The sequence below is a fragment of the Polaromonas sp. P1_G1 genome (assembly GCF_056405595.1).
On sequence record NZ_JBFUBU010000328.1, the window covers coordinates 1 to 351 of the forward strand.

1 protein-coding gene is annotated in these 351 nt (G+C 66.7%); it reads left to right on the forward strand.

The window, feature by feature from the left end:
- On the forward strand, window positions 1–351 hold a 351-nt coding region (locus AC1D1Y_RS27070; RefSeq protein ID WP_477685049.1), incomplete at both ends, for an MATE family efflux transporter.

Consider the following 351-nt stretch of genomic DNA (forward strand, 5'->3'; position numbering starts at 1 on the left):
GCCGACATCCTGCCCGGTGCCATTGCCTATGCGCGCATCAGCATGGTGGCCGCGCCCGGCATCTTCATCTTTCTGCTCATCACTTCCATGCTGCGCGGCGTGGGCGACACCAAAACCCCGCTCAAGACCCTGATCATTTCCACCGTGGTGGGGCTGGTGGTCACGCCCGCACTCATCCAAGGTTGGCTGGGCCTGCCGCGCTTGGGCGTGACGAGCGCGGCCTGGGCCTCGGTGCTGTCGTTCTTGTCGGCCATCGCCTGGACGGCCTGGCACCTGCTGCGGGTGAACCACCCCATGGCGCCCAATGCGGCCTTCATGAAGCACCTGCGGGTAGACCGCGCCATCCTGGCC